This is a genomic window from Pseudarthrobacter raffinosi, from assembly GCF_023913735.1.
Classification (GTDB): domain Bacteria; phylum Actinomycetota; class Actinomycetes; order Actinomycetales; family Micrococcaceae; genus Arthrobacter; species Arthrobacter raffinosi.
This window is the reverse complement of record NZ_JAMXBH010000001.1, coordinates 92834-116679: the sequence shown is the minus strand read 5'-3', so window position 1 is coordinate 116679 and position 23846 is coordinate 92834. Positions and strand designations below refer to the sequence as shown.

20 protein-coding genes are annotated in these 23846 nt (G+C 64.5%); 14 read left to right on the top strand and 6 right to left on the bottom strand.

Annotation, left to right across the window (positions count from 1 at the left end; all coding sequences use genetic code 11):
- The first annotated feature begins 29 nt into the window (after positions 1-29).
- From NG698_RS00520 to NG698_RS00470, 11 genes are all read left to right on the top strand, one after another.
- The gene (locus tag NG698_RS00520; protein WP_252607788.1) at positions 30-1220 is read left to right on the top strand and encodes an ROK family transcriptional regulator; all 1191 of its coding nucleotides are present in this window, start codon (positions 30-32) and stop codon (positions 1218-1220) included.
- A 130-nt stretch (positions 1221-1350) separates the two neighbouring features.
- The gene (mmsA, locus tag NG698_RS00515) at positions 1351-2907 is read left to right on the top strand and encodes a multiple monosaccharide ABC transporter ATP-binding protein (RefSeq protein WP_252603695.1); all 1557 of its coding nucleotides are present in this window, start codon (positions 1351-1353) and stop codon (positions 2905-2907) included.
- 45 nt (positions 2908-2952) lie between these two features.
- The gene (gene mmsB / locus NG698_RS00510) at positions 2953-4236 is read left to right on the top strand and encodes a multiple monosaccharide ABC transporter permease (protein WP_252607787.1); all 1284 of its coding nucleotides are present in this window, start codon (positions 2953-2955) and stop codon (positions 4234-4236) included.
- A 50-nt stretch (positions 4237-4286) separates the two neighbouring features.
- Positions 4287-5381, top strand: coding sequence for a substrate-binding domain-containing protein (locus NG698_RS00505; RefSeq protein WP_252603689.1), 1095 nt, complete (start codon positions 4287-4289; stop codon positions 5379-5381).
- A 263-nt stretch (positions 5382-5644) separates the two neighbouring features.
- Positions 5645-6949 carry an ABC transporter permease gene (locus tag NG698_RS00500; RefSeq protein ID WP_252607786.1) on the top strand — a complete coding sequence of 435 codons (1305 nt, stop codon included), beginning with the start codon at positions 5645-5647 and terminating at the stop codon, positions 6947-6949.
- 2 nt (positions 6950-6951) lie between these two features.
- Positions 6952-7641 (top strand): ABC transporter ATP-binding protein, encoded by a 690-nt coding sequence (locus tag NG698_RS00495; RefSeq protein WP_252601159.1) that lies wholly within the window; start codon positions 6952-6954, stop codon positions 7639-7641.
- A gap of 34 nt (positions 7642-7675) precedes the next feature.
- Entirely contained in the window at positions 7676-8746 is a 1071-nt protein-coding gene (locus NG698_RS00490; RefSeq protein WP_252607785.1) for a Gfo/Idh/MocA family protein, read from the top strand.
- A 458-nt stretch (positions 8747-9204) separates the two neighbouring features.
- Positions 9205-9792, top strand: coding sequence for a hypothetical protein (locus NG698_RS00485; RefSeq protein ID WP_252607784.1), 588 nt, complete (start codon positions 9205-9207; stop codon positions 9790-9792).
- 123 nt (positions 9793-9915) lie between these two features.
- A complete protein-coding gene (locus tag NG698_RS00480) occupies positions 9916-10611 on the top strand; it encodes an LPXTG cell wall anchor domain-containing protein (protein ID WP_252607783.1) in 696 nt (231 codons plus the stop codon).
- Between the two features lie 267 nt (positions 10612-10878).
- Positions 10879-12093, top strand: coding sequence for a serine/threonine-protein kinase (locus NG698_RS00475; protein ID WP_252607896.1), 1215 nt, complete (start codon positions 10879-10881; stop codon positions 12091-12093).
- Positions 12090-12575 carry a hypothetical protein gene (locus tag NG698_RS00470; protein WP_252601170.1) on the top strand — a complete coding sequence of 162 codons (486 nt, stop codon included), beginning with the start codon at positions 12090-12092 and terminating at the stop codon, positions 12573-12575. Before NG698_RS00475 ends, NG698_RS00470 begins: the two co-directional genes overlap by 4 nt.
- A 120-nt stretch (positions 12576-12695) precedes the next feature.
- Here NG698_RS00470 and NG698_RS00465 read toward each other — a convergent pair whose 3' ends face one another.
- Both NG698_RS00465 and NG698_RS00460 read right to left on the bottom strand, forming a co-directional pair.
- Positions 12696-14915 carry an NADP-dependent isocitrate dehydrogenase gene (locus NG698_RS00465; RefSeq protein WP_252607782.1) on the bottom strand — a complete coding sequence of 740 codons (2220 nt, stop codon included), beginning with the start codon at positions 14913-14915 and terminating at the stop codon, positions 12696-12698.
- Positions 14916-15143: 228 nt separating this feature from the next.
- A complete protein-coding gene (locus NG698_RS00460) occupies positions 15144-15470 on the bottom strand; it encodes a hypothetical protein (protein WP_252601175.1) in 327 nt (108 codons plus the stop codon).
- A gap of 145 nt (positions 15471-15615) precedes the next feature.
- Here NG698_RS00460 and NG698_RS00455 point away from each other — a divergent pair, with 145 nt between their 5' ends.
- Positions 15616-16578 (top strand): trypsin-like serine peptidase, encoded by a 963-nt coding sequence (locus NG698_RS00455; protein WP_252601178.1) that lies wholly within the window; start codon positions 15616-15618, stop codon positions 16576-16578.
- A 259-nt stretch (positions 16579-16837) separates the two neighbouring features.
- Here the strand turns inward: NG698_RS00455 and purH are convergent, their stop codons facing one another.
- Positions 16838-18532 (bottom strand): bifunctional phosphoribosylaminoimidazolecarboxamide formyltransferase/IMP cyclohydrolase, encoded by a 1695-nt coding sequence (gene purH / locus NG698_RS00450; RefSeq protein ID WP_252607781.1) that lies wholly within the window; start codon positions 18530-18532, stop codon positions 16838-16840.
- 142 nt (positions 18533-18674) lie between these two features.
- On the opposite strand from purH, the gene NG698_RS00445 reads away from it, so the two are divergent.
- Positions 18675-20027: an MFS transporter gene (locus NG698_RS00445; RefSeq protein ID WP_252607780.1), complete on the top strand. Its 1353-nt coding sequence runs from the start codon at positions 18675-18677 to the stop codon at positions 20025-20027.
- 74 nt (positions 20028-20101) lie between these two features.
- On the opposite strand, the gene NG698_RS00440 is transcribed toward NG698_RS00445, so the two are convergent.
- Positions 20102-21043 carry a DUF559 domain-containing protein gene (locus tag NG698_RS00440; protein ID WP_252601185.1) on the bottom strand — a complete coding sequence of 314 codons (942 nt, stop codon included), beginning with the start codon at positions 21041-21043 and terminating at the stop codon, positions 20102-20104.
- 152 nt (positions 21044-21195) lie between these two features.
- Positions 21196-21762, bottom strand: a complete 567-nt coding sequence (gene purN / locus NG698_RS00435) for a phosphoribosylglycinamide formyltransferase (RefSeq protein ID WP_252607779.1) — start codon at positions 21760-21762, stop codon at positions 21196-21198.
- Between the two features lie 39 nt (positions 21763-21801).
- On the opposite strand from purN, the gene NG698_RS00430 reads away from it, so the two are divergent.
- The gene (locus tag NG698_RS00430) at positions 21802-22230 is read left to right on the top strand and encodes a hypothetical protein (RefSeq protein WP_252601190.1); all 429 of its coding nucleotides are present in this window, start codon (positions 21802-21804) and stop codon (positions 22228-22230) included.
- 42 nt (positions 22231-22272) lie between these two features.
- Here the strand turns inward: NG698_RS00430 and NG698_RS00425 are convergent, their stop codons facing one another.
- Positions 22273-23589, bottom strand: coding sequence for a cell division protein PerM (locus tag NG698_RS00425; protein ID WP_252607895.1), 1317 nt, complete (start codon positions 23587-23589; stop codon positions 22273-22275).
- Positions 23590-23846: the final 257 nt, after the last annotated feature.

Below are 23846 nucleotides of genomic sequence, written 5' to 3'. Positions count from 1 at the left end.
AACCGTCAATGTAGGGCAGTCTTCTTTTCATGTCCGCCACACCGCGCTCGACGAGGAGCAAGCCAAAAAATCCGGGATCCCAGTCAGCCCTCCGGCAACTGAACCAGCAACGGATCATCGAGACCCTCATGAGCGGCCCGTCCACCCAGGCCGAGCTTGCGCGCCAGACCGGCCTCTCCACCGCCACGGTGTCCAACATCGTCAAAATCATGCAGGACGCGGGCCTGGCGTCAACCGAGCCGATCACCAGTTCCGGCCGCAGGGCACTCAACGTAAGACTAAACAGCAACGGCGCGGTGGCAGTGGGAATCGATTTCGGCCGGCGGCATCTCCGAGTGGTCCTGGCATCCCTGAGCTACCACGTGATCGCCGAGGAATCCGTCCTGCTGTCGCTCGGCCACCAGGCCGAGGAAGGCATCCGGGCAGCCGTCGGACTACTGGACAAACTGCTGCAGCAAAGCGGCGTGGACCGGACCCTGGTGGTGGGCGCCGGCGTCGGAATTCCCGGCCCCATCGACCGCCGGACCGGCACCGTGGCGCAGGGCGCTATCCTCCCCGAATGGGTGGGCATCAACATCCTCCAGCATCTGGAGGAAAAGCTCAATATCCCCGTATTCGTTGACAACGACGCCAATCTTGGCGCTTGGTCCGAGGTCACTTGGGGGCCGCATTCGGGCGTGAGCAACCTGATGTTCCTCAAGATCGGATCGGGCATCGGCGCGGGCCTGATCCTCAACGGCGCGCCGTACTACGGCAACGTCGGCATTACGGGCGAAATCGGCCATGCAACGATCCACGAGCACGGGCTGGTGTGCCGCTGCGGTAACCGTGGCTGTCTGGAGACCATCGCCTCCACTACCACCATGATGGAGCTGCTGGGCCGCGGCGAAGACCCGCCCCTGACGCCGGCGGACATCGTGCGCAAAGCCCTGGCGCGCGACTCCGCCACGCTCAGGGTGGTGGATGATGCAGGCCTGGCAGTGGGACGCGCCCTGGGCAATGTGGCCAATCTGATCAACCCTGAAGTGATCGTGGTGGGCGGTCCCCTCGCGGGGCTGGGCGACCTGCTGCTCGACCCCATTCGGAGGGGGCTTATCCGGCATGCAGTGCCGGTGATCGGCGAGACCACCAAGCTGACGATGTCCTCACTTGGGGACCGCGCGGAGGCCCTGGGGGCTGCCGCGTTGGTGTTCCAGCATGCCGGGATCCGGCGAACGTAGCCGTTTTGTTATCCGGCAATTGCGTTAAAGACTTGACGACAACGGGTGTGATCCAGTTTACTTTTTCATCAGACGCCCCTGCGCTTTGCGGGGCGGACAAAGAAGTCATGCATTGGAGGCGTAAGGGCAAATGACGTCCCAGACCACGCACACTGACCCGGTCATCCTGGAGATGCGTTCCATCACCAAGGAATTTCCCGGCGTCAAGGCATTGTCGGAAGTGAGCCTCCGGGTCAAAGCCGGCGAGATTCACGCTATCTGCGGCGAAAACGGCGCCGGCAAATCCACGCTGATGAAGGTGCTTTCGGGCGTCTACCCGTACGGCAGCTACGACGGCGACATCGTATACCAGACCGAGGTCCAGCAGTTCAAGGACATCCGCGCCAGCGAGCACGCCGGCATTGTGATCATCCACCAGGAGCTGGCCCTGATCCCGGAACTGTCCATCATGGAGAACATCTTCCTGGGCAACGAACCGACCAAACGCGGCGTCATCAACTGGGCGGAGGCCCGGCAGCGGTCCACGGAGCTGCTGGCCCGGGTGGGACTCAGGGAAGACCCGGACACCCCCATCAAGGAGATCGGCGTCGGCAAGCAGCAGCTCGTGGAGATCGCCAAGGCCCTGAACAAGTCAGTCAAGATCCTCATTCTGGACGAGCCGACCGCGGCGCTGAACGAATCCGATTCCCAGCACCTCCTGGACCTGATGCTGGGCCTCAAGGCCAAAGGCATCACCTCGATCATCATTTCCCACAAGCTCAACGAGATCGAGCAGATCGCCGATTCCATCACCATCATCCGGGACGGCAAGTCGATCGAAACGCTCGACGTCAAGGCCGACGGCGTCGACGAGGACCGCATCATCAAGGGCATGGTGGGCCGGGCCCTGGAGTCCCGCTTCCCCGACCACACCCCCAAGATCGGCGAAGTGTTCTTCGAAGTGAAGGACTGGTCCGTTGGCCACCCCGCCATCCAGGACAGGCTGGTCTGCAAGAGCTCAAACTTCTTTGTGCGGCGCGGCGAGATTGTGGGATTCGCCGGGCTGATGGGTGCCGGCCGTACCGAACTGGCCCGCTCCGTCTTCGGCCGCTCCTATGGCCGGTTCATCAACGGCCATGTATATAAGGACGGCAAGGAAGTTGTCCTCAAAAACGTCCGGCAGGCGATTGACGCCGGACTGGGTTATGTGACCGAGGACCGAAAGTCCCTGGGCCTGAACCTGCTCGATGACATCAAGGCCACCACCGTTTCAGCGAACCTCAAGAAGATCAGCCGAAACAGCGTGGTGGACACTGCCAAGGAATTCGAAGTTGCCGAGCAGTACCGCAAGGCGCTGCGTACCAAGACGCCCTCTGTGGAGGAAGGCGTCGCCAAGCTGTCGGGCGGCAACCAGCAGAAGGTGGTTCTGGCGAAGTGGATGTTCACGGACCCGGACCTCCTCATTCTGGATGAACCGACGCGTGGCATCGATGTGGGCGCCAAGTACGAGATCTACGGCATCATCCAGCAACTGGCCAACCAGGGCAAAGGCGTGGTGGTCATCTCATCCGAGCTGCCCGAGCTGCTGGGTCTTTCCGACCGCATCTACACCATCTTCGAGGGCGCCATCACCGGGGTCCTGAATAAGGAGGAAGCGAGCCAGGAAAGCCTGATGAAACTCATGACCTCCGCCCGTAAGGCCGCCTGACCCTCTGGAATCCTCCAGATCCTTCCAGATACAAGGACTGAAACAATGAACGCGCTCAAGAAGCTGTTTGGCGGCAATACCCGCCAATTCGGGATGATCTTCGCCCTGGTCGCACTGATCGTCTTTTTCCAGATCACCACAGAGGGCCGCACTCTCACTCCGGGCAATGTCATCAACCTCTTCAATGGCAACTCGTACATCCTCATCCTCGCCATCGGCATGGTGCTGGTCATCATCGCCGGTCACATCGACCTCTCCGTAGGATCCGTGGCCGCGTTTGTGGGCGTGACAGTGGCCCTGGCCATCCGCGACTGGGGTATCCCCTGGTACGCCGGCGTGCTGCTGGGCCTGCTCCTGGGTGCCCTGATCGGTGCGTGGCAAGGACTTTGGACGGCGTACGTAGGGATCCCCGCCTTCATCGTCACCTTGGCCGGCATGCTCCTGTTCCGTGGCTTCAACCAGTTCGTGGGCAAGTCCAACACCATCCCGGTACCCAATGACTTCCAGTACCTGGGTTCCGGCTACCTTCCTGAGGTTGGGCCCAGCACCGGCTACAACAACCTCACCCTGCTGATCGGCCTCGCTGCAGTCGCCTTTGTGATCTTCAGCGAAATCCGCCGCCGCCGGACCGCGAAGGTGCTGGGCGCCGAAGTGGCAGAGACCTGGGTGGTCGTCCTGAAGCTTGTCCTGGTCTGCGCGGCCATCCTGTACGCCACGTACCTCTTCGCCACCGGCCGTCCGGGCACGTCCTTCCCCATCCCCGGCCTGATCCTCGCCGTCCTGGTCCTGATTTACGGCTTCGTCTCTTCCAAGACCGTGGTGGGTCGCCACATTTACGCCGTGGGCGGCAACCGGCATGCAGCCGAACTCTCCGGCGTCCAGTCCAAGAAGGTCAACTTCCTGGTCATGATGAACATGTCCATCCTGGCTGGCCTCGCGGGCATGATCTTCGTGGGGCGCTCCACCGCTTCGGGCCCGTTCGACGGCGTCGGCTGGGAACTGGATGCCATCGCCGCAGTCTTCATCGGCGGCGCGGCCGTGACGGGCGGCGTGGGCACCGTGATCGGTTCCATCATCGGTGGCCTGGTCATGGCAGTCCTGAACAACGGCTTGCAGCTCCTCGGCGTCGGCGCCGACCTCACCCAAATCATTAAGGGCCTGGTCCTGCTGATCGCAGTGGCGTTCGACGTCTACAACAAGTCTCAGGGCAAGCGGTCCATCATCGGACTGATGATGAACAACTTCAACCGCCCAACCGGCGGGCCCGGCACACCCCTGCAGCCCGACGAAACCACCTCCACCAAGGAAACGATCGCCAGGGAAGCCTGAGCGATGCAGGTTCCGGAACCAATACCCTCAAAGAGAAAGTGGACCAAGAAATGCGAATGATTGGTAAAGCAGGAAAGGCAGCAGCGATAGCTGCAATCGCAGCACTGGCGATGACGGCCTGCGGACGGGCCGAACCCGGCACCACCAGCACCACCGGAGCCGGCGGCTTCGAGCAGAACTCCTCCATCGGCGTCGCGCTTCCCCAGAAGACCAGCGAAAACTGGGTGCTGGCGGAGAAGCTCTTCAACGATGGGCTCTCCGGCGCCGGCTTCAAGCCGGACGTGCAGTTCGCCAACGGCGGCGTCTCCGAGCAGCAGAACCAGATCAGCGCCATGATTACCAAGGGCGCCAAGGTGATCATTGTCGGTGCCATCGACGGTGCCCAGCTGGGTACACAGCTGAAGCAGGCGAAGGACTCCGGCGCGACGATCATTGCTTATGACCGGCTCCTGCTCAACACGGAGAACGTGGACTACTACGTGGCCTACGACAACTTCAAGGTGGGCGTGCTGCAGGGCCAGGCGCTGCTGGACGGCATGAAGGCCAAGAAGCCGACCGGCCCCTACAACGTCGAGCTCTTCGCCGGGTCGCCGGATGATGCCAACGCGAAGGTCTTCTTCGACGGGGCCATGAGCATCCTGAAGCCCAAGATCGACGACGGAACGCTCAAAGTTGTCTCCGGCCAGACCACCTTCGAACAGGCAGTCACCCAGGGCTGGAAGGCAGAGAACGCCCAGCGCCGCGCCGACACCCTGCTGACCGGCTCCTACGGGACCGCTGCCCTGGACGGTGTCCTCTCACCGAACGACACCTTGGCCCGCGCTGTCCTGACTTCTGTCAAGGCCGCCGGTAAGCCGCTGCCCATCATCACCGGCCAGGACTCGGAAGTTGAATCCGTCAAGTCCATCCTTGCCGGCGAGCAGTACTCCACCATCAACAAGGACACCCGCAAGCTCGTTGAGCACGCAATCGTGATGGTCAAGGATCTCCAGGCAGGCAAGACGCCTGAGATCAACGACGACAAGTCCTACAACAACACGGTGAAGACCGTACCCGCTTTCCTGCTGCCGCCGGTCATCGTGACCGCCGCCAACGTGAAGACGGCCTACGTGGACGATCCGGTACTGGGCCCGCTGACCAAGTAACGCGGTCTAAGTAACGCGGTCTAAGTAACGCGGTCCGCCGGTCACCACCGGTTTACATAGAATGCCCCGGCTCCCCCACAGGGAGCCGGGGCATTCCGCATTCCAACGCTCTCTCACTTAATGCACGCTTTTCACTAGCGCTCTCTCACTGCCCGCCGCCTTTCACAGCCCAAACACAGCTTCGGCCGCCTTCCTGCACAGGCCCCGAAGCGAGGGTAGGAGCAGATGCCGGCCTTCCGCCGGCCCCAGATCCTAGGAGTATAGTGAGCGTCCTTGCCCGGAGTGTTGGCAATGCCTTCAGAAACAAGGTCCGAACAGCCGCGGTGGTGGCACTCCTGGCCGTCGCGATCGGACTTGCACTGGCCATGCTGGTGGCCAACCAGGCCGTCGGAGCCAAAGTCCAGGAGCTGAACGCGTCCGTCGGGACCGTCCTGACCGTCAACCCGGCCGGCGGCCAGGGCGGTCCCGCCGGACAGAACGCCACCACGTTGACCACCAGCCTTACCGCAGCCATCGACGCTGGCACCCTCGGTGGACGGAACCAGCCCGCAAACGGCACCACCGGAACCACCACCGCGCAGCCGGTACGCTCCCTCCCGATCACTGCAACCGGAATCGGCGGCGAAGTGGACACCATCGGCAAGAGCCTGACCATCACCGAAGGCACCGGGCTCGGCGACTACACGGCTGAATCCGCCAACGCCCTCCTGGGAACCACTCTGGCCGAGAAGAACAACCTGACCATCGGCTCCACGTTCACCATCAACGAGCAGACGTTCACTGTGGCCGGCCTCTTCGACTCCGGCCCTACGTTCGGCAACAACGCCCTTTACCTGACCCTCCCCACGGCCCAGACCGTGGCGGAACTGCCGGGCGAGCTGTCCTCGATGATTGTCACGGTGGACGGCATGGAAAACCTCGAGGCCGCCAAGGCCGCGCTTGAGTCCGCCCTCGGCACCGACAAAGCCGACGTCACGCAGGGCCAGAACCTGGAGTCGGCGGTCAGCTCGCTCGGCAGCGTCAAGAACATCTCCTTCATCGCCTTCGTAGCTGCCCTGGGCACCGCCGGACTGATCATCCTGCTGATCATGGTCATGCTGGTCCGCGAACGCCGCCGGGAAATCGGTGTTCTGAAGGCGATCGGAGCACCCAACCGCACCATCGGCCTGCAGTTCGTGCTGGAGGCACTGGTCCTCGTGGCCATGGGCAGCGCGGTGGGCGCCGCCGTCGCCTCCTTTGCCAGCGGCGGCATCGCTTCCGCGCTGATCAGCACCAACACCACCACGACGGCGGCCACCACCACCGGTCGCGGGGCCGCCATGGCCGGCGCTGCAGGCGGCGCCGGAATGCCGGGCGGCGGTGCTGGCTTCCCCGGCGGCGCTGGCCTTCCCTCCGGGAACCCCCTTGGTGGCGCTTCCCAGCTGCTGACATCGGTCACCGCCAGCGCCTCCCCCGGCGTCATCGCCGCCGGCATCGCAGCGGTGTTCGGCGTGGCCATCATCGGCGCGCTGGTCCCTGCACTGCTCACGGCACGCATCCGTCCCATCGAAGTCCTGCGAGGAGAATAGCCATGATTGAAGTCAAGAACCTGGTCCGCACTTTCAACTCCGGTGACCGCACCATCAAGCCGGTCAACGACGTCAGTTTTGTTCTGGAGCAGGGCACGCTGGCGTCCATTGTCGGCAAGAGCGGCAGCGGCAAGAGCACACTGTTGTCCCTCCTGGGTGCGTTGGACAAACCGACCAGCGGAGACGTCGTCGTCAACGGCGTGAGCCTGGCCGGGATGCCGGACGGCAAGCTGACCGAGTACCGGCGCCGGGATATCGGGTTCGTTTTCCAGCAGTTCAACCTGATCCCGAATCTTTCGGCGATGGACAACGTCATGCTGCCCATGGAGTTCGCGGGCGTGCGCAGGACCGAGCGTCGGCAGCGGGCAACGGACCTTCTGGAGCAGGTGCAGCTGGACCCGGAGAAGCAGGTGCGCCGCATCAACCGGCTGTCCGGCGGCGAGCAGCAGCGCGTGGCGATTGCCCGGGCGCTGGCCAACGAACCCAAGCTGATCCTCGCTGACGAGCCCACCGGCAACCTGGACGAGCAGACCGGTGACCACATCATCGAACTGCTCAGCTCGCTCAGGCGTGACCACAACACCACCATCCTTGTGGTCACCCACGACAAGGCGTTGGCCAACAAGACGGACCGCCGCTTCAGGCTCCAGCAGGGCAGACTGACGGAAGAACCGGCGCGCGCCTTGGTCTGACGCCCGCACTGGTCTGAATGAGAGGATGGGCACCATGAGCGCGCCCATTGCCACACCGTGGCTGTCCACCCAGTCCGACCCGGATCCCCGGTCTGCCACCGGAAGACGCCTGCGGTGGGGCGTCATAGCCACCGGCGGGATCGCGCGGTCAGTGTCGCAGGACCTGGCACTGCTCCCAGACGCCGAGCTCTATGCCGTCAGTTCCCGCTCACCGGGCACTGCGGAGAGTTTCGCGGCGGACTACGGTTTCGCCAAGGCCTACGGGGACGACGACGGCGTGCCCGGCTACCAGCGGCTGCTCGCCGATGACTCGGTGGACGTTGTCTACGTCGCAACACCGCACGCCCAGCACCACCAGATTGTGCTCGCTGCGCTTAATGCGGGCAAGCACGTCCTGTGCGAAAAGGCGTTCACCATCAACGGCAGGGAAGCGAGCGAACTCGTCGCGCTTGCCCGGGAACGGAAGCTCTTCCTCATGGAGGCAGTGTGGTCCCGCTTCCTCCCGGGCATGCAGCGGGCGTTCGAGATTGCCGCGTCCGGGGAGCTCGGGGACGTGCACTGGGTGACCGCTGACCTGGGTTTTCCCGCACCGTATTCCCCTACGTCCAGGCTGTGGGCCAGGCAGGACGGTGGCGGTGCCCTCCTGGACATCTCGGTCTACCCCCTGCTGTGGGCAGTGGGAACGCTGGGGTTCCCGCAGACCGTCAGTGCCACCGGCTTCATTAATGACGACGGCGTGGACGCCCAGAATGCGCTGACGCTCGGCTACAACCATGGTGCCCAGGCCCAGCTGACGTCCTCGCTCCTGGCGTACGGTCCGCGGACTGCCACCGTGGCCGGCAGCCTGGGCTACCTCCAGAGTGTCGGTTCCATCAACAATCCGCGGGAGTTGGTGATCGGCGTCGGACGGGAGGGCCTGCGCACGGAGGCGTTCGACGTCGTCGGCATCGGCTATACCTACGAACTGCGCGAGGTGACCCGCTGCATCCAACAGGGCCTGACCGAGAGCCCGGTCATGCCGCTGGAGGATTCCATCAAAACCATGCGGCTCTTTGACGGAGTGCGCGGGCAGCTGGGCGTCAGCTACCCGAACGATGCCCACTGATCGTTATGGCCTATGATTTTTTTGTAACAGGCTTGACAATCATCTTTCGGTTATCGATGACTGAGTGACAAATTAGTAAGCTTGCTGGATTTATTTTCAGTTTCCCTAGACTTCCTGCACGCGAGAGTCTTACGCTGATGAAATCGTAGGTCTCAACGATGCTGGGGGTGGTACGCATGGCTAAATTCCGTTCGCCATGGCGTGCGCTCCGGCCGCTTCTCCTCGCAGGTGCAGTGACTGCCACTTGGCTGACACTTTCCGCTTCAGCCGCAACAGCTGACTCCTCGAGAGATTCAGGATCCCTTCTGGGCGGCCTTTCTTCATCGGCCGCGTCCCCGGCTCCTTCTCCCAACGGACTCCTGCAGCCCGTTGTGGGAAGCGTGGCGGGCACAGCGGACCACCTGATAGCCCCATTACCCGTAGTGAACAGCGTGGTTCCGGCTGGCACCGTCACTTCCGTGGCCGTCCCGATTGCCGGAGTGGTCGATACGGCTGCCGATGACCTGATCGAGACCGTCGCTCCGCCACTCGCCGAAGCGGTCCCCGTTCTTGAACCCGCGCTGCAGCCCCTGGTCGATCTGGTGGATGCAACCGTGGCGGCCGTGCCGGTCACGCTGCCCGACCTGATCGTTGACGGGATTGCCGTCGCCGGTGAGGCCTCCACCAGCACGGATGCCGCCGCGGGACCAACTGCAGGTGCTGAGCACAGCGCCGATGATGCGCCGGGCCGCTCCACCAACACTGCAGACCACTTTCGGGCCGCCACTGGCACGTCGTCCGCGCTGGCTAAGACCAGCGCACGAACGCTCCCGGCTGCGCCCGGAATTACGTGGACAGTCGACCCGTCCATGCCTCCGGCTCCAGCCCCGGCAGGACCTGCATCGGGGGCAGGGGGTGGCGCCTCGCCATCCGGCCCCTCAGGCTCTGCTGCCTGGCTGAATGAGTTCGGTTTTGACCTGCCGCTCCCGGGATCCTTCCCGGTCAGCGGATCACCTCAGCATGTCCCTTCGCCGGTGTCATTCGACCCCGGTTCCTCTCCTGACTAGTTGAGCCCCCTGCCCTTCATGGGCAGAACACGGCCTCAAGGCGCTGAACAGCACCCCAAATCAACTCTTCAGGAGACATCACCATGAATTGCAACCTTCGTAGGGGGCTGCTTAGCACCCTCTTTGCCCGGCGGGCTACTAGCCTTCGGCGCCACCGCGGCCAGCGCCGCGGACACAACCAGCGGACCGGACCTCACGGCCTCCGCACTGGTCTCAGCGGCGACGTCCGCAGATTCGACGTCGTTGGGCCTGCTGGGTGGCTCAACGCAGTCGGACACTGCTGACGTCGCCGCTGTGGTCGACGTCAACCTCGGTCTCGGCGGCACCGACGGGAGCGGAACCACCGCCGACGTTGCCGCAGCAGCCGACATAAACCTCGGCCTGGGCACGTCCGGCGTTCTTGACGGCTCGAATGTTGTTATTGATGCATGCGTCATCTTCGGCGGCGGCGATGGCTGTGGAACCCCAGGTACTGAAACCCCCGGTACGGAAATGCCCGGTACGGACACAACGGACCCAGGAACCGGCACGACGGGTGACACGGACACAACGGACCCAGGAACCGGAACCACCGGCACCACCGATCCGGGAACCGGAACGACCGGCACCACGGGAGGTGGCACGACCGGTATCACTGTTGTTCCCGCCGGCACCACCACCGGTTCGGTATCTTCCGCAGCAAACACCATGGGCAACACCTCAGGCCAAGGCGGCACGGCCGCCCTAGCCAAGACGGGCATGGATGCTTCACTGATCCCTCTAGTCGTCATCCTGCTGCTTGCCGGACTGCTGATGCTCAAGCGGCGTCGGAAGGCCTAGCGGCCTCCGCACTCAGCGGACTGCGACGGCTAAGACCGTCAACGCACCGGCTCCGCCGTTCGGGGCCTAGCCAACTGTTCGGATAGGAGGTGGCAACCAGAGAGCTCAACTACCAGCACTTGTCCTTGTGACCGGAGGTCCGGCTGAGAAAGTCCCAATCACTTCTTAGCCGGGCCGCCGGCGTGCCGGCAGACGGCTTAAGGGATGCCCTGCCAGCCGGTATTATTGAGCAGGAATAGTGCCGCAGCGCACCGGGAGGAACTGGTCATGGTGGCGGATTCGCCTAGCTCCATTAAGAATGAAGTGCTCGGCGAACGCTATCGGCTGGCGGACGTAATCGGCCGCGGCGGCATGTCATCCGTCTACCGCGCCCGGGACGAAAACCTCGGCAGGGATGTCGCTCTGAAGCTCTTCGCCCCACAGGCACCGGATGCCAATGAGCTCAGGCGCCAGGAAGCCGAAATCCAACTGCTGGCAACGCTCAACCATCCCAGCCTGGTCACGCTGTTCGATGCAGGCATCGATACCCGTGTCCTGGACGAACCTCGGCCGTTCCTGACCATGGAGCTCGTGGAGGGCCAGGACCTCCGCAGCCGGATCAGGCACAGTGCAGTTCCCTTGGACGAGCTTGCAGTCATCGGGGCAGGCGTAGCTGACGCGCTGGCCTACGTGCACAGCCTGGGCATCATCCACCGCGACATCAAGCCCGGGAACATCTTGCTCGTGAAGATCCGTCCGGGCGAACCTTTACGACCAAAACTCACGGATTTTGGCATCGCCAGGATGGCGGATTCAGCCCGGCTGACCGCCACGGGAACCATGGTGGGGACGGCCGCATATCTCAGTCCGGAGCAGGCCATGGGTTCTCCCCTGTCGCCCGCCACGGATATCTACTCGCTGGGTCTGGTACTGCTGGAATGCGTCAAGCAAACCGTTGAGTTCCCGGGCAGCGCCGTGGAATCCGCAGTGGCCAGGTTGCACCGGGCACCCGAGATCCCCGCTGACCTTCCGGCGGAGTGGGCTGATCTGATCCGTTCAATGACTGCCATCGAACCGCTGGAACGTCCCGTGGCGTCCGATGTTGAATCCGCTCTGCGTCAGGCCCTGGTGTCACCCGTGTCCGCACCGGGCGAGCTCGCGGCGGAGACAACCCGTGTACTCCCGGCCATGCCGTTCAGGCCGCCGTCCATCGCCATCACCGCGGAATCAGATCTGCCTGTAGTCCGGTCCAGCAAGGGCCAGTTGGACATCACCCGCGGTCCTGACGCGCGGGGCTGGGTCCCGGACTTGTCTCGTCTCCGCCACGCCGGAAGGCGGTTCTGGACGGTCACCGCACTGGGCATGCTCGCCGCTGGAGCAGCCGCGGCGGCGCTGACCTTGGGCCTGGCACCTCAGCCAACGCCCGACGTCGTTCCTTACCCCGCCGTCACCGGCACCTTGGGCGACCACCTCAAGGAACTTCAGGAGAGCGTGGAACCATGAGCCCTGCACCGAAGCACCGCGGGCGTTCGGCCACTGCCAAATGCCTGACAGCTGCAGCAGCATTTCTGCTCGCCGGTTCACTGGCAGCGTGCGGTCCGGCTGAGGCCAGCCTTCAACGTGATGCCGCCCGCCAACTCCAGGAACGAGTCCTCGGCGTCACCCAGGCCTCAGCGAATAATGACCCCGCTGGCGGATTGGCAGCTTTGGATAGCCTCGAGGCCGACCTCGCGTCCGCTGCGCGGACCGGGCAGGTTTCCGAGGAACGCCGGCGCAGCATCACGACGGCCGCCACTGCCGTCCGGGCAGACCTGACGGCGGCCAAGGCCGTAGCCGACGCCGCAGCAGCGAAGGCTGCGGAGGACGCGGCCGCAGCGCAAAGGCAGGCGGACGCCGATGCGGCCCAAAAAGCAGCCACCGCGCCGGTAGCTCCCGCGCCCACAGACGACAAGGGAAATAGAGGCAAAGGCAAGGACGACGACTGACGGGCAGACGGACGGCCCGTTGTGTATTAACTCACCCGTGCTTCATCCGCTCCCGTCGGCCATACGAGAAAGGCGGCGTCCCGGTTTCCCGGGGCGCCGCCTCCTAACGTTCGTTTCCGCTTAGTTCAGCGTCGCAATGACCTTGTTCAGCGTGGCGGACGGACGCATCACGGCCGAGGCCTTGGCCTCGTCCGGACGGTAGTAACCGCCGACGTCCACCGCTGAGCCCTGCACCGCGGCCAGCTCGCCCACGATAGTGTCCTCGTTGGCGGAAAGCTCCTTGGCCACAGCCGCGAACGATGCCGCCAGCTCCGCATCCTCGGTCTGCTTGGCCAGTTCCTCAGCCCAGTAGCGGGCGAGGAAGTAGTGGCTGCCACGGTTGTCCAGTTCGCCCGCGCGACGGCTCGGGGACTTGTTTTCCAGCAGGAAAGTTCCCGTCGCCTTGTCCAGGGTGTCTGCCAGGACCTGCGCGCGGGCGTTGTTCGTGGTGGTGGCCAGGTGCTCGAAGCTGACGGCCAGAGCGAGGAATTCGCCCAGGCTGTCCCAGCGCAGGTGGTTTTCGTTAAGCAGCTGCTGGACGTGTTTGGGGGCAGATCCGCCGGCGCCGGTCTCGAAGAGTCCGCCGCCGTTCATCAGCGGAACCACAGAAAGCATCTTGGCACTGGTGCCCAGTTCCAGGATGGGGAACAGGTCCGTGAGGTAGTCGCGGAGCACGTTGCCGGAGACGGAGATGGTGTCCTCGCCCTTGCGGATGCGTTCCAGGGTGAAGGCCGTTGCCTTCTCCGGGGACATGATTTCGATCTGGAGGCCCTCGGTGTCGTGGTCCTTGAGGTACTCGCGCACCTTGGCGATGAGGTTGCGGTCGTGGGCGCGGGTCTCGTCCAGCCAGAAGACGGCGGGCGTCTTGGAAGCGCGGGCGCGGGTGACGGCGAGCTTGACCCAGTCGCGGATGGGGGCGTCCTTGGCCTGGCAGGCGCGCCAGATGTCACCGGGAGCAACTTCGTGTTCGATCAGCACGGCGCCGGAACCGTCAACGATCTGTACCGTGCCGGCTTCCTGGATCTCGAACGTCTTGTCGTGGCTGCCGTATTCCTCGGCGGCCTGGGCCATGAGGCCTACGTTCGGGACTGTGCCCATGGTGGTGGGGTCGAAGGCGCCATGGGCGCGGCAGTCGTCCAAAACAACCTGGTAGATGCCGGCGTAGGAGCTGTCCGGAAGGACCGCCAGAGTGTCGGCTTCCTTGCCGTCCGGGCCCCACATGTGGCCGGAGGAACGGATCATGGCGGGCATGGATGCGTCCACGATGATGTCGGAGGGCACATTGAGGCTGGTGATGCCCTTGTCCGAGTCCACCATGGCCAGTGCCGGGCCGTCGTCGAGGCCCTTCTGGATCAGTGCCTTCACGCCTTCACGGACGTCCTCCGGCAGCTCCTCGAGGCCGCTCAGGATGGCGGCCAGGCCGTTGTTGGGGCTCAGGCCGGCGGCCTTGAGCTGCTTGCCGTAGGTCTCGAACAGTTCGGAGAAGTAGGCCTTCACCACGTGGCCGAAGATGATGGGGTCCGAGACCTTCATCATGGTGGCCTTCAGGTGCGCTGAGAACAGGACGCCCTCTTCCTTGGCGCGGACTACCTGGGCTGCCAGGAACTCGTCCAGTGCTGCGGCGCGCATATCAGTGCCGTCGATGACTTCGCCGGCCAGCACGGGGAAGGCCTTCTTCAGGACCTTGACCGAGCCGTCTTCGCGGACTAGCTGGATGGCGATGGTGCCGTCGGACTCGATGACCACGGACTTCTCGTTCGCGCGGAAGTCGTCAGCCGTCATGTATGCAACGTTGGTCTTCGAATCCGCGGACCAGGCACCCATGGAGTGCGGGTTCTGGCGGGCGTAGTTCTTGACGGACAGCGGTGCACGGCGGTCCGAGTTTCCCTCGCGCAGGACCGGGTTCACAGCGGAGCCCTTGATCTTGTCGTAGCGGGAGCGGACGGCCGTTTCCTCGTCCGAGGAGGGGTTGTCCGGGTAATCCGGCAGGTTGTAGCCCTGGCCCTGAAGCTCGGCGACGGCGGCCTTCAGCTGCGGGATGGAAGCGCTGATGTTGGGCAGTTTGATGATGTTGGCTTCCGGCGTCTTTGCCAGCTCACCCAGTTCAGCAAGGGCGTCGCCGATCTGCTGTTCCGGGGTGAGGTAGTCACCGAACACGGAGATGATGCGGCCTGCGAGCGAAATGTCACGGGTCTCCACCTCCACACCTGCGGTCGAAGCAAATGCTTCGATGATCGGCAAGAACGAATACGTAGCCAGCATCGGCGCTTCGTCGGTGTGGGTATAGATAATCTTGGACATGCGCGGGCGTCTCCCTGGAGGTCGGCTGATTTTTTGGAAATTTTGTTCTATTTCACCACCCCCTAACTTACCTGAGGACACGGCTTTGAACCGTACCGGGGCGGCCGGACGGTCCCGCATTACAGCGGATTGGGGCATGCAATAACGCCCGACGGCGGTGCGCACCCGGGGCGGCCAGCCGCCGTAGCGCTTTACCTCCGGGAGCCACCGGCGCAGGTAAGGATCCGGTCAGCGCCGCTTGTGGGGAATATCACTGGGCCAGAGCTGCACGTATTTGGTGTCCTGACGGCGCAGCTCCTCCGTCGCCGTAAACGAATGGATAGGGTCGACGTCGCGCAATTGCACGGCTGCGGCGTAGGCCTCAATTTCCGGCGAAGCGCCCTGGGCGCTCCCTTCGGCTGCAAAATGCCGGCCATGCACGGCCGACTTCTTGGCGGACTTCCAGAAAGCAATCACGATGGGGCCCCAATTCGCATAGAGTCCGGAGCCCAGATCGGACGTGCCACTGTATAGGAGAAAAATACCCTTCGGCAACGGTTTTGACCAGAGCGGCACACTAGTTCCAGCGAATCCAGGACACGTTTGCGGACCATACTTTTGGCGTCACTACTATTTACAAATTTGTCATGTCTCGATAGGTTACATGGGTCACGCGGCTGGCTCTCCCGGGCACGCCTTCACACGTTTAGACAGGACGATAATGACGCGTACCAGGTCCTTGGCTGCCACCCTCCTGAGCCTTTCGGCGGCTGCCGTCCTGGCGCTGGTTGGCGCCGGAAGTGCCCATGCTGCCTCGTCGTCGAGCGATAAAGCAGCTCCTTCGGTGGCCAGCGCAATCGTAGACAGCACTGGGGCGGCGGACTACTGGACGTCAGACCGCATGCGCGCCGCGATTCCCGGTGATGTCCTGGCCGGCAAGGCGCTGGAACGCGGTAAATCATCCAGTGCGGCCAGTGTGCTGAAGGGACCCAAAACCAAGGTGGCGGGCACCACGGGAAAGCCCTCACTCGCTCAGCCTGCGAACCCGGTAGCCCACATCGGCAAGGTGTTCTTCACCCTTGGCGGCGCGAACTACGTCTGTTCCGGAAACGCCGTTGCGGCGACGAACAAGAGCACCGTGGCCACCGCCGGGCACTGCGTCAGTGATGGCCCCAACTCGCATGCCACTAACTTCGTCTTTGTACCGGCCTACGAGAATGGCGCCAGGCCTTACGGTACCTGGACAGCCAAGGCGCTTTACACCACGGCCCAGTGGGAGGGCTCCGGGGACATCAGCTACGACACCGGCTTTGCGGTCATGAATCAGCTTGGCCGCGCGTTCCTGACCGACGTCGTCGGGGGCTCCGGCGTGGCATTCAATGAAGACCGCGGCCTTCAGTACACCTCCTACGGCTACCCTGCCGCCAAGCCCTTCAGCGGCGAACGGCTCTGGAGCTGCACTGGCACGGCCACCAAAGACACCAACAACCCGCAGTTCAATACCCAGGGCATCCCATGCGACATGAACGGTGGCTCTTCCGGTGGCCCGTGGTTCATCGGCAGCGGCCCCGACGGCTTCCAGAACTCCGTCAACAGTTACGGCTATAGCCAGAAACCCGTGATGTACGGCCCGTACTGGGGCGCGGCCATCCAGGAGACCTATGTCCGTGCCGCACGAGCTTAGGAAATCCTCACCTGACGCGGAATCCGGGAGCAGATCCGTCAGCCACAGCGAATCGGACCAGACCCACGGGGAGATCCTCGAGTACTGGACCAAACCGCGAATGGCCGATGCCAAGCCCCGGGAGCTTCGGCTTCCGGAAGGGGGTCCGCGCCTCATGCAGCGGGGCGCGGACCCGGCACCACGTCCTTCCTAGCTGCCCGTTAAGGCCCGACGGCGCCTGTCCCCTCAGCGGGGACAGGCGCCGTCGACGTTTAGCCGCTTAGTGGAAGAAGTGGCGGGCACCCGTGAAGTACATGGTGATGCCGGCCGCGCTGGCCGCGGCGACCACTTCCTCATCCCGGACGGAACCGCCCGGCTGGACCACGGCGCGGACGCCGGCGTCGATCAGGATCTGCAGGCCGTCAGCGAACGGGAAGAACGCGTCGGAGGCTGCGACGGCGCCGCGGGCACGCTCGGGTGCAACGCTCGCCTCCGTCGTCGACGGACCAGCCGCGCCGCCAGCACCTTCGACGTCGGACTCCACCGAAACGCCCAGCGTGTTGGCACGCTCGACGGCCAGGCGGCAGGAGTCCAGCCGGTTGACCTGGCCCATGCCGATGCCCACGGCTGCGCCGTGATCGGCGATCAGGATGGCATTGGATTTGGCGGCACGGCAGGCAGTCCAGGCGAAGGCGAGGTCCGCGAGCGTCTTTTCGTCAGCGGCTTCGCCGGCGGCGAGGGTCCAGTTGGCGGGGTTGTCGCCGTCGGCGTCCACCTTGTCGCTCATCTGTACGAGGACACCGCCGGAAACCTGGCGCATTTCTGCCGGGTAGCGGTCGTAGCCTTCGGGCAGGGCCAGCAGGCGGATGTTCTTCTTCTTGGCGAGGATCTCCACGGCTTCCGGCTCGAAGTCCGGGGCAATGACAACCTCGGTGAAGATGCCGGCAACGGTCTGCGCCATGGCGGCGGTGACCGGGCGGTTGGCAGCGATGACGCCGCCGAAAGCGGAGACGGGGTCGCAGGCGTGGGCCTTGGCGTGGGCGTCGGCGATCGGGTCTGCAGCATCAGCGGAACCAACGGCGACACCGCACGGGTTGGCGTGCTTGATGATGGCGACGGCGGGCTCGGCGAAGTCGAACGCGGCACGGAGGGCGGCGTCGGCGTCGACAAAGTTGTTGTAGCTCATGGCCTTGCCGTGCAGCTGGTCCGCCTGCGCGATTCCGGCCGGGGCGGCCTTGTCCACGTAGAGCGCGGCCTGCTGGTGCGGGTTTTCGCCGTAGCGGAGAACCTCGGAGCGCTCCAGCGAGAGGCCGGCGTAGGCAGGCCAGTCGATGACGCCGTCGCCGTCTTCATCCAGGAACTGGCTGGCAGTCCAGGTGGCCACGGCGTTGTCATAGGACGCGGTGTGGGCGAACGCCTTGGCGGCCAGCCGCCGTCGGGTCTTCAGGTCAAAGCCGCCCTCAGCGGCGGCGGTGACCACGGAGCCGTAGTACGTGGGGTCCACAACAATGGCGACGGCGGCGTGGTTCTTCGCTGCCGAACGGACCATGGCGGGGCCGCCGATGTCGATCTGTTCAACGACATCGTCCTGCGCGGCGCCGGACTTCACGGTCTCAACGAACGGGTAGAGGTTCACCACCACCAGGTCGAAGGTTTCAATTTCCATGCCGGCGAGGGTTTCCATGTGCGCGGGGACGCGGCGGTCCGCCAGGATGCCGCCGTGGACGCGCGGGTGCAGCGTCTTGACGCGGCCGTCCAGCATTTCCGGAGACCCTGTGACTTCTTCGACTTCCTGCACCGGGATACCGGCCGCGGCGATCTTCTTGGCCGTGGAACCGGTGGAGACGATCTTCACGCCGGCTGCGTGCAGGCCCTTGGCGAGATCCTCCAGACCGGTCTTGTCGTAGACCGAGATCAGCGCCCGGCGGATGGGAACACGGTCGATGGATACACGGTCAGGCTGCGTGACGCTCACAAAAAGTCTCCGTCTGATCTCGCGGAACAGTGCCGCGGTTGGTGGGGATGGGCCCAGTTTATCGTGTTGTGCGGTTTGCCCCGCTTGCCGGCGGCAGTGTGAACGTCAGTGGGCACGGTTAGAGTTTTCACAGGAGGCTGCGATGAATACTTACACCACTGTGCCCAGCGGCGAACAAGTGGTCCAGGAACTGCCCTGGCGTTGGAAAGTCCAGGGCAGGATCTTCGTGATCGGCGGCCTCGGCTTTATGTTCGATGCCTGGGACGTGACGCTTAATGGCATCCTCATCCCGCTGCTCTCGACGCACTGGGCCCTGGCTCCCGGCGAGGTGGCCTGGGTGGGTACGTCCAACCTGATCGGCATGGCCCTGGGCGCGTTTGTGTGGGGAACCATCGCGGACACGATCGGGCGGAAGAAGGCGTTTACGGCCACGCTGCTGATCTTCTCGCTCTTCACGGTCCTGGGCGCCTTCTCCCCCGACTTCATCTGGTTCTGCGCGTTCCGCTTTATGGCCGGCTTCGGTCTGGGCGGCTGCATTCCCGTGGACTACGCGCTGGTGGGTGAGTTCACACCACGCAAGCAGCGCGGGAAGGTCCTCACCGCGATGGACGGCTGGTGGCCGGTGGGCGCGGCCCTTGCCGGTTTTGTGTCCGCCGGCCTCGTGGCGGTGTTCGGCGACTGGCGGCTGACCATGCTGGTGATGGTGCTGCCTGCGCTCCTGGTGTTCTGGGTCCGGCGCAGCGTTCCGGAGTCGCCGCTGTTCCTCATCCGCAAGGGGCGCCGCGAGGAAGCTGCCAAGGGCATCGACGACCTCGTGGCGGCAACCGGCGCCGAACCCCGCGCCTACAGCCTGCCCGACGCGCAGGAAGTTCCGCGGCTCTCCGCCGGCAGCGCGTGGCACCAGCTGCGGCTGGTGTGGCAGTTCAACTGGAAGATCACGGCCACGGCCTGGGCCCTGTTCTTCAGCATCCTGCTGGTCTACTACCTGTCCCTGACGTGGATGCCGCGGATCCTGATCGGCGCTGGTTTCGCCGAGTACAAGGCGTTTGTGACCACGGCGTCCATGGCCGCGGTTGGGCTCTTGGGTGTGGTTGTGGCCGCGCTGCTGGTGGAGCGTGTGGGCCGCAAATGGATCCTGGCCATCACCGGCCCGTTGTCCGCGCTGACCCTGGTGATCGTGGCGATTGTGGTCGACATCCCCACGGCGGCGGTGTTCTGGCTGCTGGTGTTCGGATTTGTGGTGCAGATAGCGATTCCGGTGCTCTACGCCTATGTGTCTGAGCTGTACCCCACCGAGCTCCGCGGCACGGGTTTCGGCTTGGCGTCAACATTTTCGCGGCTGGGGGCTGGTTTTGGGCCCCTGATATTTGCGAACTACTTCTGGCCCGAGCTCGGCCTGGCCACGTCCTTCGCCCTGGCCGGCGGGCTGGTGCTGGTGGCCGTCCTGTGGATGGCGTTCTTCTCCCCCGAAACCAAGCAGCGCCGCCTCGAGTAGCCCCCGGCGTCGCCCCACCCAACTAAGTAGCGCTAACTGTCGTTTTGAGCGCTCAGAACGACAGTTAGCGCTACTTAGTTGGGCGACCAGCCGCGGTTCATCAGCGCTGAGCGGACTTTGGCGACGGCGGCCCGGGCTTCGTTCTCCATGTGCCGTTTCGAGATCCGGACCAGCAACCACCCCGCCCTGGCAAAGTCCTCTTCGCGGGCAATGTCGCGGACGATCTGCGCCGTCTCGGAATGGCCTTCGCCGTCGTACTCCACTGCAACTTTTTGTTCCGGGTAGGCGAGATCCGGTTGACGTACGACGCCGGCGCCCAGTAACACGGGAACGTTCAGTCGCGGTTCTGGCAGCCCGCGGTTCTCCAGGGCCAGCCTAAGTTTGGTTTCCGGGGCAGAGTCGGACCCGATCCGGGCCTGCTCAAGGGCAAGGCGCGCCTTTTGAATGCCGGGCGTTCCTTTGTGCCGGTCGAGCATTTCCGCCAGGTCCGCCGGCGTGGCATAAGGCTCGGATCTGCCCTCGAAATCAGGCCTGGGAATCCTCAGCATGTGATCGGCAACCACAGTTAGCTCGTCAATGCTCATCTTCCGGGCGCAATCCAGCCACGTCCGCGCCCGGGACGTGATCAACAGGCCGTTGAGGGTGACAATTTCGTCGGCAAAGAACTGACCCCTGTGACCTTTCACCCCTGGTCGGCGCATGATGGCTACCGTGTCCGGGCGCGAGATATGAATCAGTGGATCATCGCTCCCCGGCAGGAACCCGGGGAATTGCCACAGCAAGAACGCAGAGGCGTGCGAAGCTGCCGCGAACTCCGTGACCTGGGTGTACGGCCGAATGTTGGGCGCCAGGCCGTACACGGCCACGTCGTCCGCCCTTGGCACCCGGACTCCACGGGTGGGCCGCCCCAGACCTTGGTGACGTAACTGCCGTTCGGTGATCCCGGCGTCGGCCGCTTCTTTCAAGGTGAACGGCAGCACAGCCAGCGGCTCCGGCAGAGAACGGGGGACTTTCATGTGCCCATGTTGGCAGCCCCGCGAAAACGCCGCTGAAGTTATCCACAGGTTCCTGCCCACCTGCCAAACTAAGTAGCGCTATCTGTCGTTTTGGGCGGTCAAAACGACAGATAGCGCTACTTAGTTGGGGGAGGGTTGGGGTTGGGTGGGGATTAGGAAGCGGCGGCGAGGGCTGCCAGGGTGTTGACGAGGAGGCGGCGCTCCACCACCTTGATGCGTTCGTGCAGGGATTCCTCGGTGTCGCCCGGTTCAATCGTGACCGCTTCCTGGGCGATGATGGGCCCGGTGTCCACACCGGCGTCGGCCCAGTGCACCGTGCAGCCGGTGACCTTCACGCCGTAGGCCATGGCATCGCGGACGCCGTGAGCGCCGGGGAAGGCGGGCAGCAGGGCCGGGTGGGTGTTGAGGTACTTGCCGTGGAAGGCAGCGATGAAGTCGGCGCTGACAATGCGCATAAAGCCGGAGGAGACCACCACGTCCGGGGCGTAGGACGCCACGCGGGCGGTCAGCGCGGCATCCCATTCGTCGCGGGTGGGGAAGGAGTTGAAGTTGACCACAAACGTCTCCAGCCCGGCTTCCGAGGATCGTTCGACGCCGTAGGTCCCCTCCCGGTCGGCACCCACCGCCGCGATTTCCACGTCCAGCTCCCCTGCCTTGACGGCGTCGATGACTGACTGGAGATTGGACCCGGTGCCGGAAACGAGGACTACGATGCGCATGGGTCTAGCTTATGGGCACGCTCGCGTAGGCTGGAAAACATGAACAACACCCCGGAACCGGCTGGCCAGCAACGGACCAAACAGCCGCTCAGCGACGCCGCCAAGGACTCGCTCACCAAAACCCGCAACCTGTTCCGGATCTTCATTGTCACCGTGCTGGGCGCCTTCTTCGTCTACCAGCTCGACGTCAGCTACCTCTGGCTCACCGGCATCCTGACCGCCGCGAGCTTTGTGCTGGGTATCCTTCTGCTGGTCCGGTCGGCTCGGCTCAAGGAGTCCAAGCTGGTCCTGTTCGGCACCATCTCGGGGCTGGTGGTCTCCCTGATCATGCTGCTGGTCATCCTGGCCACGGCGCTGTTTTTCCGCCAGGTCCAGGACTTCCAGACTTGCTCACGCGAGGCCCTCACTGACCAGGCGCTCTCCAATTGCCGGGTCCAGTTGGAAAGCTCGCTGCCGGGTCTCCGGTAGCAGCCACGCCAGCAACAGCCACGCCAGCAACAGCCACGAAAGTCAGCGGGCCAGTTCCGCTTCCTCATCCACGTGCTGCTGGCGTTCCAGCCACGGTCCGGCTGCGTAACCGATCACTACGCCGATGCCCACCTCTGCGGCAATCCAGAGTCCCATCCACAAGGGGTCGGGTCCGATGGCCGTGAGGCGGCCCAGCCCGGCGGAGCCGCGGGCCAGCCAGGCCAGGCCCGCGGCCAGCAGCCCGGACACAACGCCCACCAGCGCGCCGAGGGCAAGGGTGGACACCGTGGCCGTGAACCAGCGCGCGTCAATCTTGATGGAGAGCCACTCGTCGAAGTGGTTTTCGCCTTCGCGCAGGAACCACCAGCCGGCCAGGATCCCCGCCAGAACGGGCAGCACCAGCGCCATGAACCCGTAGTCCAGCGGACCCGAAGGGATAGCGGCGAAGACCGGGATGGACGGCAGCGGCCCGGTGGCTGTACCAAGCGGCCCCACCTGCGAGCCCACGCCCAGGGCGAGGCCCGAGCCCGAGACCCAGGCCAGCGCAAAAACCACAAGGTTGGGCAGATACCCAAGCTGCGCGATGGTGAGGGCGGCACCCCCTACCGCGCCGGCGTCGAGCGCTTCATAGACAGCAATCACCAGGTTCCAGTGGATAAAAAGGTCCACGGCCAGGAGCACACCGGCGAGCGCAAACGCCGCTAGAAGGGCCACACAGCCCGCCTTCGCCGCGGAGCCCAGATAGGAGCCGGCCCAGCGGGAATGCTGGCTGGTGCGCGAGATCCAGTCGACGGCGTCGACGCCGATCAGCCGACTCCATGAGCCTGCCTCGCGGCGGGCACCGATCACCATGCCGAGGGCGAACGGGATGAGCGGGATGAGCATTGCCAACCAGATGTTAATGACGACGTCGGCCGTGCGGCACACAAAGCCGGTGGCAGCGCCGAACGCCGAGTAGACCACCCAGGACCCGAGCAGCGCCTGCCACAGCTGGTCCGTATAGGAGGCCCGGGCCAGGCGCCGCCCCGCACGCCAGGCGAGCAAAAACGGGATCAGGGTCAGGCCGAGGGGCACCAGGGTCAGCAGGCCGGAGCCTGGACTGCCGGCCGCACCAGCCTCGCCGGAGACCACGGCGAGCTGCAGCGGCACCCCGTGAATCAGCAGCCAGCCTTGGCCGGCGAGTCGGGCCAGGGCATCAAAGGCGGTGTTCTGGAAGCCCGCGGTGGCCCACACGGCCACAATGGGAACCACCGCCAGGAGCGCGGAGATGATGGCAGCCTGCGCCGTTTCGAGGCCTCCCTGCAGCCACAAGGGCATGGGAAGGCCTCGGTCTCCGGTCTGATCAGCGCGCAGTTTCATCGTGTCCCATGGTGTCACGGCCGGGGCTTCGGACCGGGCTTCGACAGGCTCATTCTCCATGCGAGACGCGCCTCACCAGAGTTCGTAGTCCGCCGCGCTGATCGTGAACCCGTGACCGGTCCGGAGGTGGGCGCAGGCCATCCGGCCCGGCTCCCGCGAGCACACGATGTCGCACTGCCTGTCCTTGTTCACCGACTGCCCCATCACCGGCCGGCGGGGCCCGTGGCAGGCGAAGAACCGGACGACGACGGCGGGAC

Coding starts and splice junctions, on each gene's coding strand:
- NG698_RS00520 (WP_252607788.1), top strand. CDS start 30: ATGTCCGCCACACCGCGCTCGACGAGGAGCAAGCCAAAAAATCCGGGA.
- mmsA (WP_252603695.1), top strand. CDS start 1,351: ATGACGTCCCAGACCACGCACACTGACCCGGTCATCCTGGAGATGCGT.
- mmsB (WP_252607787.1), top strand. CDS start 2,953: ATGAACGCGCTCAAGAAGCTGTTTGGCGGCAATACCCGCCAATTCGGG.
- NG698_RS00505 (WP_252603689.1), top strand. CDS start 4,287: ATGCGAATGATTGGTAAAGCAGGAAAGGCAGCAGCGATAGCTGCAATC.
- NG698_RS00495 (WP_252601159.1), top strand. CDS start 6,952: ATGATTGAAGTCAAGAACCTGGTCCGCACTTTCAACTCCGGTGACCGC.
- NG698_RS00490 (WP_252607785.1), top strand. CDS start 7,676: ATGAGCGCGCCCATTGCCACACCGTGGCTGTCCACCCAGTCCGACCCG.
- NG698_RS00475 (WP_252607896.1), top strand. CDS start 10,879: ATGGTGGCGGATTCGCCTAGCTCCATTAAGAATGAAGTGCTCGGCGAA.
- NG698_RS00470 (WP_252601170.1), top strand. CDS start 12,090: ATGAGCCCTGCACCGAAGCACCGCGGGCGTTCGGCCACTGCCAAATGC.
- NG698_RS00465 (WP_252607782.1), bottom strand. CDS start 14,915: ATGTCCAAGATTATCTATACCCACACCGACGAAGCGCCGATGCTGGCT.
- NG698_RS00455 (WP_252601178.1), top strand. CDS start 15,616: ATGACGCGTACCAGGTCCTTGGCTGCCACCCTCCTGAGCCTTTCGGCG.
- NG698_RS00445 (WP_252607780.1), top strand. CDS start 18,675: ATGAATACTTACACCACTGTGCCCAGCGGCGAACAAGTGGTCCAGGAA.
- NG698_RS00440 (WP_252601185.1), bottom strand. CDS start 21,043: ATGAAAGTCCCCCGTTCTCTGCCGGAGCCGCTGGCTGTGCTGCCGTTC.
- purN (WP_252607779.1), bottom strand. CDS start 21,762: ATGCGCATCGTAGTCCTCGTTTCCGGCACCGGGTCCAATCTCCAGTCA.
- NG698_RS00430 (WP_252601190.1), top strand. CDS start 21,802: ATGAACAACACCCCGGAACCGGCTGGCCAGCAACGGACCAAACAGCCG.
- NG698_RS00425 (WP_252607895.1), bottom strand. CDS start 23,589: ATGAAACTGCGCGCTGATCAGACCGGAGACCGAGGCCTTCCCATGCCC.